10 protein-coding genes are annotated in these 8,815 nt (G+C 55.2%); 4 read left to right on the forward strand and 6 right to left on the reverse strand.

The window, feature by feature from the left end; all coding sequences use genetic code 11:
• On the forward strand, positions 1-238 hold a 238-nt coding region (locus ACR0AH_RS20945), incomplete at its 5' end, for a hypothetical protein (RefSeq protein ID WP_480593633.1).
• 147 nt (positions 239-385) lie between these two features.
• On the opposite strand, the gene ACR0AH_RS20950 is transcribed toward ACR0AH_RS20945, so the two are convergent.
• Genes ACR0AH_RS20950 through ACR0AH_RS20970 form a run of 5 tightly spaced genes read right to left on the reverse strand, consistent with a single transcriptional unit; the run spans position 386 to position 3,268 of the window.
• Entirely contained in the window at positions 386-1,441 is a 1,056-nt protein-coding gene (locus ACR0AH_RS20950) for a TonB family protein (protein WP_170734183.1), read from the reverse strand.
• On the reverse strand, positions 1,438-1,815 hold the full coding sequence (locus ACR0AH_RS20955; RefSeq protein WP_170597127.1) for an ExbD/TolR family protein: 378 nt from the start codon (positions 1,813-1,815) through the stop codon (positions 1,438-1,440). The genes ACR0AH_RS20950 and ACR0AH_RS20955 overlap by 4 nt, the downstream gene beginning before the upstream one ends.
• 4 nt (positions 1,816-1,819) lie before the next feature.
• Positions 1,820-2,146: a biopolymer transporter ExbD gene (locus ACR0AH_RS20960; protein ID WP_170613597.1), complete on the reverse strand. Its 327-nt coding sequence runs from the start codon at positions 2,144-2,146 to the stop codon at positions 1,820-1,822.
• A 31-nt stretch (positions 2,147-2,177) separates the two neighbouring features.
• Positions 2,178-2,840, reverse strand: a complete 663-nt coding sequence (locus tag ACR0AH_RS20965; protein ID WP_480593635.1) for a MotA/TolQ/ExbB proton channel family protein — start codon at positions 2,838-2,840, stop codon at positions 2,178-2,180.
• On the reverse strand, positions 2,837-3,268 hold the full coding sequence (locus ACR0AH_RS20970) for a hypothetical protein (RefSeq protein WP_170395121.1): 432 nt from the start codon (positions 3,266-3,268) through the stop codon (positions 2,837-2,839). Before ACR0AH_RS20970 ends, ACR0AH_RS20965 begins: the two co-directional genes overlap by 4 nt.
• 272 nt (positions 3,269-3,540) lie before the next feature.
• Between ACR0AH_RS20970 and ACR0AH_RS20975 the strand changes: the two genes are divergently transcribed.
• Entirely contained in the window at positions 3,541-4,647 is a 1,107-nt protein-coding gene (locus ACR0AH_RS20975; protein WP_170647328.1) for a saccharopine dehydrogenase NADP-binding domain-containing protein, read from the forward strand.
• A gap of 3 nt (positions 4,648-4,650) precedes the next feature.
• On the forward strand, positions 4,651-6,162 hold the full coding sequence (gene amaB, locus ACR0AH_RS20980) for an L-piperidine-6-carboxylate dehydrogenase (protein ID WP_480593637.1): 1,512 nt from the start codon (positions 4,651-4,653) through the stop codon (positions 6,160-6,162).
• A 38-nt stretch (positions 6,163-6,200) separates the two neighbouring features.
• On the opposite strand, the gene ACR0AH_RS20985 is transcribed toward amaB, so the two are convergent.
• A complete protein-coding gene (locus ACR0AH_RS20985; protein ID WP_480593638.1) occupies positions 6,201-7,778 on the reverse strand; it encodes a DUF5928 domain-containing protein in 1,578 nt (525 codons plus the stop codon).
• A gap of 140 nt (positions 7,779-7,918) precedes the next feature.
• Here ACR0AH_RS20985 and ACR0AH_RS20990 point away from each other — a divergent pair, with 140 nt between their 5' ends.
• On the forward strand, positions 7,919-8,737 hold the full coding sequence (locus ACR0AH_RS20990; protein ID WP_480593640.1) for a sulfotransferase family protein: 819 nt from the start codon (positions 7,919-7,921) through the stop codon (positions 8,735-8,737).
• Positions 8,738-8,815 lie beyond the last annotated feature (78 nt).

Genomic DNA, 8,815 nt, shown 5'->3' on the forward strand with positions numbered 1-8,815 from the left:
CTCATCTCCACTCCTTGGCGGTTACGATGAGCCAGAAACCCTCTCTTATCAAATCGACCTAAACTGTCCCATGGGCGCTGACGTCAGACAACTCAGAGGTTCAAATCCTACTCTCGAAAACAAAAACACAGTGCAAAAACAAATGTTTACGCGCCGTCTCAGGGCGGTGTTCTTATTTGCGCCAACACTTCTGGAAGCACTGTGGAAGCAACGAGAGGAAACTTCTTTTCGTAACTAGCCACTCACCCCCTCAGCTCTTTTTTGCCAACTTCTGTGCTTCGCCCACGGTGACCTTGCCGTGACGACCGATGGAAATCCTCTCCTTAGAGCGTGTTGAAGCATTCAGGGAACGAACAACTGGTTCGGCGAACTGCTGTCTTTGGTATCAACTATTTTGGTAATAAAACGATAGCCTGCGGCTTGACCCGCTTGGTGGACGGGGAAATGGAGCGGCGCGGATGACTTGATCTCTGGCGGCGCGTTCGATTTCAGGTGAGCCAGAGCTATCGACGATATCAACCCAAGCCAGTGATCCATCAGGATTAATTTCGAAGAATACCTGCGCAAACCCGCGGACAGGGACATAGACGACGGGCGTTTGATTGAGGTGGACCAGGACTTGTCCGGCATAGTTAGTGGTATCGGAGTTTCCAACGCCGCGACCCGAGGTTTGATTTCGGCCACTGCTGGCTCGGAACGGGTCAGCCCCTTCCTTTTGATAAAGGCTAAGCGGCGACTCCAATGTCTGCGTAGGGTTGCGCAAGTTATCGAAGTTACTGAACCCATCAAGTGATTTTGGCGTATCCGTTGCGGGCCTTCTGTCCGGGAGGCGGGGGCGTTTGGAAACAGATACGGCCTGATCGGAAGGCGCGGCTTGTTCTTCTGGTGGCTCGTTTGTTGGCTCATCGACCGAACTTGGGATTTCTGGTTCGACTGCAGTACTCTCGAGTGGAGGGACCGGCGCTGTTGAGCCGTCTGTGGGCGGTAACGCTGCCAAGCGCTCGGGTTTCGGGTCGACCGCTGACGTTACGGAGGTATCTGCGTCTGTGGCTGGTTCCGGATTGGACGGGGCGACCGGTTCGGTCGGCACCTCTTCCTGTAGCTCTGATCGTGGGGCGACGGGCGCTCCGACATCTGGTGAAGATACCTGCTGAGGATTGGGGGAAGCGACGAGTGTTTCGCTGATCGGGATGTCGGCAGTATTGGGCTTAATAGTGTCTTCAACCGGGGGGTCGGGTGTTTCAGCAGATTCCGGCTGCACCGGGTCCGTCGTGTTGTCGTTGAATTCCTCGAATGTGTTGCCAAGCTCGATCAAACTGACCGATTCCTCATTGGCCCGCAGTTCTGGCAGACTGGAACCGTAGAAACTGATCCCAAAGATATGCAGGACAAGCGAAAGCACACCCGCCAACGCAGCGATGGCTGCTGACTTCCGGATCATTTTAAAGCCTGCTGGGTCACGAGGTACACAGATGGCGCCCCATGCCGTCGAAGGGCACCGGTTACCTCCATCAATCGTTGGCCTGAAACATTGCGGTCGGGGACAATCCTGACGGGTCCGTCATCATGGCTGGCCATAAAAGCCTCAGGGTCGGTTTGCACCCCACGAAAACTGAGGATGCCATCAGCGTTCAAGACAAGCGCATCGGGCGGGTCGCGGCCTTCGAGTTCCGATGTGTCGACAAGCTGAAGCTCGGGATCAAGCGGTGGTGCCAGGGTGCCTGCAATCAGAAAGAAGATCAGCATCAGAAAGACGACGTTGATCAGAGGGATGGTCGAGTCTCGTTTGCGGCTTGGGCGACCAAAGCGGATCATCGGTCTACTCCAACACCGTGACGGTCAAGCCATCGCGGCCACGCAGCCTGGTCAGCAAATCAACAAGCCTTTGGGCGGACGTATCGGCATCAAGGCTTACCAGAGCCTGACCGGTTCCGATCAGCGCGGACAGCTCATCCAGCGTCAGCGTTTCGCCATTCAAAGTCACGCGCTCTGCACCGATCTGAATGAAAATCCTCTCCACCGGCTCAGCCGAGGCTAATGCTCCTGAGGTTGCGCTGCTGATTTCGATTTCCGCGAACTTTGAGAAAGTTGAAGACAACATGAAAAACAGCAACAGCAAGAAGATGACATCGATGAGCGGGGTCATCGACATCGGGCGTCTTACAAAGGGCGCCGTGTTACGCATGTTCAGCGTTCAGAATCTCGGTCCTGTCTGAGACGGGCTGGTTCGAGTTGTTCGGGACCAGAACCGTGCGCAGTGCTTTGTCCGCAAACACCCGTTCCCGGGCAGTTCGGCTTTCAAACCAAGACAAGACCATTGAAGTCGGCATTGCCACCGCAAGGCCAACGGCTGTTGTTACCAGAGCAACCCAGATGCCACCTGCCAACAATGAGGGATCGACAGAAGACCCGGCAGACTGAAGGCTTTGGAATGCATTGATCATTCCCAAAACTGTTCCGAACAATCCAAGCAGGGGTGCAAGCTGGGCGACCGTATCCAAAAGCCGAAATCCGCGCTCCAGCCCGGCCAGTGCCAATCCAGCTTCGGCATCCAGTCGAGCGTCCAGATCAGGAGTGTCCGGCGCGTCCATGGCGGCTTCGACAAGCGGTGCAAGATAGCTGCTGCTCTGAGCGAGGCGCGCGCGTGCAGTGGCTCGATCTCCAGCATCCCAGGCCTGCAGCGCTTGTGACAGAACCTTGTGCCGCCCTACGCCACAGGCTGCGAACTGCCAAAGCTTGTAAAGAGTAACTGCTACGGTCAGGACCGACATGACAATAAGGATAGCCACAACGGGCCCGCCAAGGGTCAGGATCTCTCGAAGAGAAGAGAGAATATTCATCCAAGCAACTCCACTTCAATCCGGCTGCTGAGCGTTAGGGTCGATTGACAGATGTCGCTCTGGGAGCCTTTTACCACGCATGAACTCGCGCCATTGATCAATGCGCGCCCAACAGTCGTGCAAGACATCTCTGGCAGATCGAACTGACGGACACGTGGGCGATCCAAAGGTAAGTCGCGAAAATCAAAAAGCGAGAGGGTAACGACACTGCCTTCGGTGTCAAATATCACCGTCTCGAATACGGCTTCATCGATAGTGGTTCCGGATTGGTTGGTCACCAGAAAGGTCAATCTGCAGGCACTACCAACGTCTTCCAAGGCATTGAGCTCTAACGAAATCTCAGCGGCAGGTGCCTCAGCGGATTGGGCCAGAGCTGCAAAAGGAAGCAGGCATGCGAAACAGGTAAGCAGGACACGGAGAGATCTCATTGAAGGCACCTATATGCTTGGGCGAACCGCGATTGCCCGCGTTGTATAGCCGACAATGGTCCTCTCATACCTGATAGTACAATCAGTTCAAAGGAGCGCTGAAACGATTGTGAATTCGACCATGTTCGAAGTCATATTCGAGTAAACCATTTAGCAAAGTGACGTATAATATGGCAAAATGACGGAAAATTACCTCATTTCGTCAAGATACGATCTGCAATCCGAACAAGTCGCCCTTCATAATCAAAAGAAACACAGAATGGAGGCGCGTTTTGAGCTGGAATATTTGCGTAGTCGGGGCGGGGAAGATCGGTCAGATGATCGCGACTTTGCTGAAAACCTCGGCACATTACACGGTGACTGTTGCCGATCACGATCTTGCGGCCCTGTCAGCATTCAAGAAGCGGGGCATTTCTACGCGGCAGATTGATGCCAGCGATAGCGCGGGCTTGGAGAAAGGCCTTAAAGGGTTTGATGCGGTGATCTCTGCCGCGCCGTTCTTTCTGACACCGGCGATTGCGAGCGCAGCCAAAACTGTTGGGGCGCATTACTTTGACCTGACCGAAGATGTCGCCGCCACCAACGCGGTGCGCGAGCTGGCGCAGAACAGCGAGACGGCATTTATGCCGCAATGCGGGTTGGCCCCCGGGTTTGTCGGGATTGCGGGCGCTGCGCTGGCGGCCGAGTTCGATGAAATCGACAGCCTGCATATGCGGGTCGGGGCGTTACCGCTCTATCCGACCAACGCGTTGAAATATAACCTGACTTGGTCAACTGATGGGCTAATCAACGAATACTGCAATCCATGTGATGCCATTGTGAATGGCGAGAGGGTCAAGACCGCCCCCCTCGAAGATTATGAGCTGATCGGCCATGACGGAGTCGAGTACGAGTGCTTCAATACATCGGGCGGGCTGGGCACCTTGCCCGAGACGCTAGACGGTAAGGCGAAGGCGGTATCCTATCGCTCGATCCGCTATCCGGGCCATCGGGATATCTTGCGCTTGTTGCTCAGTGACCTGGGACTAGAGCGTCGCCGCGATCTGCTGAAAGAGATTTTTGAAACGGCCTTGCCGCGTACGGATCAAGACGTCGTGTTGGTCTATTGCACTGCAAAGGGCATCTTTGACGGCACGTTGCGTGAGAAATCCCTGATCAACAAATCCTTTGCGCGCACCATCGATGGACAAGTCTGGAGTGCGATCCAAGTAACCACTGCGGCAGGCGTATTGGGTGTCGTCGATCTGATGCGGACAGGGGTTCTGCCCTCGAAAGGCTTTGTTCGGCAAGAGCAGGTAAAGCTTGCCGATTTCCTGAACACCGAATTTGGCCGGCTTTATCGCGCCGGTGACGTTACCGAACAAAACAAGGCGGCCTGAGATATGAAAGACATTGTAATGACTGCTGAAACCACGTTTGCGAATTTGTACCTGACTGCAGCGGAGCTTAGCGGCGGGTCGCTGCGGGTGACCTCTCCGATAGATGGCAGCCTGTTGGCCGAGGTTCACGAAACTCCGGTTTCCGAGATGGGGGCCATCTTTGCCCGCTCGAAAGCGGCGTTCAAGGAATGGCGCGTTGTGCCGGCTCCGCGCCGGGGTGAGTTGATCCGCCTGCTGGGCGAAGAGCTACGGGCCGCCAAGGACGACCTTGGCGCGCTTGTCAGTTGGGAGGCAGGCAAGATCACCTCGGAAGGTCTGGGCGAAGTGCAGGAGATGATCGACATCTGCGATTTTGCTGTTGGTCTGTCGCGGCAGCTTTATGGTCTGACCATTGCTTCGGAACGCCCGGGTCACCGGATGATGGAAACGTGGCATCCGGCGGGACCGGTCGGAGTGATCTCGGCCTTTAATTTCCCCGTGGCGGTATGGTCGTGGAATGCTGCGCTGGCGCTGGTTTGCGGCGATCCGGTGATCTGGAAACCGTCCGAGAAAACGCCTCTGACCGCGTTGGCTTGCCAGAAAATCTTTGAGCGGGCGTTGGCCCGGTTTGGTGACGCCCCCGAGGGGCTTTTGCAGACCCTGATCGGTGGTGCCGATCTGGGTGAGGCGCTGGTTGCCAGCGAGGATGTGCCGATCATTTCAGCCACCGGCTCGACCCGGATGGGCCGGGCGGTGGCGCCGATTGTGGCGCAGCGCTTTGGCAAGTGTATTCTGGAACTCGGCGGCAATAACGCGATGATCGTTGGGCCGTCGGCTGATCTGGAAATGGCGGTGCGCGCGATCGTATTTTCGGCTGTCGGGACAGCAGGGCAGCGCTGTACGACACTGCGGCGGTTGATTGTACACAAATCGATCCGCGAGGAACTGGTTGGGCGTCTGAAGAAAGCCTATGCAGGTCTACCCATCGGTAATCCGTTGACCGAGGGTACGTTGATTGGGCCGTTGGTGGATGAAGTTTCGGGCAATGCGATGACCGCAGCGCTTGAATCAGCAAAGGCCGAGGGTGGTGCCGTGTTCGGAGGTCAGCGCGTGACCGAAGGTGTGCCGGGCGGTGTTTATATGCAACCGGCCATCGTTGAGATGCCGGGCCAGACCGCAACTGTGAAGGCCGAGACCTTTGCTCCGATCCTTTACGTCATGGGCTATGACGATTTTGCCGAGGCGATCGAGATTCAGAACGACGTGCCACAGGGCTTGTCGTCCTGCGTTTTTACACTGAACATGCGCGAAGCCGAGCAATTCCTGACAGCGGCCGGGTCGGATTGCGGGATTGCCAATGTGAACATCGGCCCGTCCGGGGCCGAGATCGGTGGCGCATTTGGTGGCGAGAAGGAAACCGGAGGCGGGCGCGAAAGCGGATCAGATGCCTGGAAAGCCTACATGCGCCGTCAGACCAACACGGTAAACTATTCAGCCGAGTTGCCATTGGCGCAGGGTGTCAAATTCGACATCTGAACGCGAATGTCCGGCGGCACCTGATCTTGCCGCCGGATTCAATCAGCGAAGAGGTAATCCAGTTGCATGATCGCTTTGGCCTGATCGGCACTGATCCCCAGAAATTCCGCAATAATCACCTCATTCTCCGAACGTTCCGCCGCCTCACGCAAATGGAACAGCCCATCATTCTGGGTACTGCGGATCAATTCGGATTCGTAAGCCAGCGCATTGCGAAGGGTCGGTAGCAGGCGTGCAAGAGAATCCTGTGAGCTGTTCTGGCCCGCAAGACCAACACGATGGGCATGGCCCGTCAGATATTCATCTGAATAGGCACATTCGATTTCCAGAACACGTGTTTGGGCCTGATCTGCACAGAAATCCTGAATGACGTCCAGATTGGCCGGATCTACGCAGAGTACCAGCCTGTCGCTTTGGAAATAATCGAATAACATACGTGCAACGGCCCGCCGATGGCGCGACCGCTTAATCAGGGTCGTCTCGATTCCACCCAAATCGGGCAATGGCGTATCCTGCTCATCATAGATGTATTCGATGCAGGGAATGGGGGTTTCGGATGCGATCTGGTCAACAAGCCGTTTGGCGACATGCCACTTCTTGCAAACAATCAAAAACGCCTGACGCTCGGGGCCTAACGTATTGCCGACCTCCCAAAAGCGCTGAGCGAAACGTCGTCCGACACGACCGCGACCGGCAAGGAAGTGATACAGATTGCGCCCTTCGTCCGAGATGTGGAACGTGACCCCTTCGCTGGCATAAAGCTGACCCAACCGTTCCTTCAACTCATGGGCCTCGGGGCTGATCTTGCGAGCGAACAGGTAGTTCTGCCCCAACAGCATGTCATAGTGATCATTGTAGAAGGTGACAGGCATGCCATAGTCGGAAAACATCAAAAATGTCAGTGTACGGTTTTCGATTTCCTGCTTCGGGACGAGGTGGCGAACAAGCGTCTGAAAGAACGTCTCGTCCGGAATCCAGGTGGTCGAGAAAAACCGGACCACATCGCGGCGTTGGCGCAGGAAGTCCAGAATCATCTCGACTGTGCGACGGCGCAGGCACCACCACTGGCTGCCGATCTTGACCTGCAGGTCTGCGGGTATGCCGCGGGTCAGACCGAAACGCTTTTGCATTTCGTATGCGGCATAGAACAGGCGCGGCTGATTGCGTTCGTTGAAATAGTGACGATAGATCAGCCGGTCTTCTTTCATTCCGGTCTTAATCCAATTGCTTTCGAAGAAGTCATGGCTTTCGATGAAATCCATGTCGCGTTCATCAAGAAAGCTGTGCACATACTCGGCGGTTTTAATTGCCATGCAATCGCCGGACAGCATGTAAAAATGGGTGACCCTTGGGAACTGATCCACCGCCGCCTGTAATGCATGGAGCGTGGCCTGAACCAGTGACCATTCGCCCCATCCGCATTTGATCCGCTTCGTTGCAAATGTGACATTGCGGTTATCTTTCAGGGCGTCGCGTATCTGCGCATAATCCGTATCATTGGCGCGGGCGTCAAAATGGATCGCCATACAATCGCCGGCAGCCGTCAGCTGACTGGCCTGCGCAATGATTGCGTCAGGGTCTTTGTGACACAGCAAGATATAGGCAATCTTTGCCATTTGCGTTTCGTAATTCCCCGTTTCTGCCCATTTGCAACCGTGATACTGAGGATGAGCGATTGAATAAACAGAATATTTTTGGTTCTTTGGGTCAAAATGCCGGAGTATCAATGCGATAACTGGCTAAGGAGGCGCAGTAGATGGGTTTTCCCGGAACATGGATGACCGAAAGTCAAAGCATGGTCTACCGTGTTGTGCCGAAATGCGCCTGCTCGACGATCGGGCAAATCATGTATTTCTCGGATCATGGCCGCTTCTTTGATGGTGACATTCACGATGCCAAGGACGGAATGCACAAGTGGGCCTTTGGTGCCAGTCAGGATCCGATTGCCAGAAATGTTCGATCGCACCAGTCCTATACGTTTACCTGCGTGCGTAATCCCTACACACGCATTCTCAGTTCCTTTTTTGACAAGATCTGCGGCATCCAGCGCAACGGCAAACGCTATCGCGGCAATCTGGTGCCAACGCTGATTTACAACTATGGAATCGAAGTCGGGGGTGACGACGGCAAGGGCGAGTTTGACCAAATTGCCAGTTTCCGCCGGTTCCTTTTATTCGCACGCGACACGATTCGTTGGCGGCGTCCGATGGACCCCGACATTCACTGGTCGGCCATGTCTGGCCATGTCTCGACGCTGATCGCTAATGGCGGGCGATATGATCGTATTTTTTGGACCGAGAAGTTCAACGATGGGATGCAGGGTGTGTTGGACAATCTTGAAACCTCGCATCCTGTGTCTCTGTCCGAGATCCCGCGCTTTAACGAATCCGAAGGCCATGGGCCAAAACGCGTGCATCCGGTCGAGGATTACTTTGACGATTTGTCGATGCATCTGGTCTACGAGATCTACAAACAGGATTTTGAACTGTTCAAGTATGATTTCGAAAATCCCGCCAACAAAATGCCGACGGGTGAGATCGATCTAGATGAGATTCACGCCAAGCTGGGTGATTAAGACGCTCGAAGTGTGAGGCTCCCGCCCATCGTCAATGTCTCTTGTGAGACATCTCCTCTGGTTGGGCCCGGCGCCGCG

It is taken from the genome of Ruegeria sp. AM5 (assembly GCF_056540645.1).

Bases quoted from the DNA above. Each gene is read 5' to 3' on its own strand.
- ACR0AH_RS20950 (WP_170734183.1), bottom strand. From the start codon at position 1,441: ATGATCCGGAAGTCAGCAGCCATCGCTGCGTTGGCGGGTGTGCTTTCG.
- ACR0AH_RS20955 (WP_170597127.1), bottom strand. From the start codon at position 1,815: ATGATCCGCTTTGGTCGCCCAAGCCGCAAACGAGACTCGACCATCCCT.
- ACR0AH_RS20960 (WP_170613597.1), bottom strand. From the start codon at position 2,146: ATGACCCCGCTCATCGATGTCATCTTCTTGCTGTTGCTGTTTTTCATG.
- ACR0AH_RS20965 (WP_480593635.1), bottom strand. From the start codon at position 2,840: ATGAATATTCTCTCTTCTCTTCGAGAGATCCTGACCCTTGGCGGGCCC.
- ACR0AH_RS20970 (WP_170395121.1), bottom strand. From the start codon at position 3,268: ATGAGATCTCTCCGTGTCCTGCTTACCTGTTTCGCATGCCTGCTTCCT.
- amaB (WP_480593637.1), top strand. From the start codon at position 4,651: ATGAAAGACATTGTAATGACTGCTGAAACCACGTTTGCGAATTTGTAC.
- ACR0AH_RS20985 (WP_480593638.1), bottom strand. From the start codon at position 7,778: ATGGCAAAGATTGCCTATATCTTGCTGTGTCACAAAGACCCTGACGCA.
- ACR0AH_RS20990 (WP_480593640.1), top strand. From the start codon at position 7,919: ATGGGTTTTCCCGGAACATGGATGACCGAAAGTCAAAGCATGGTCTAC.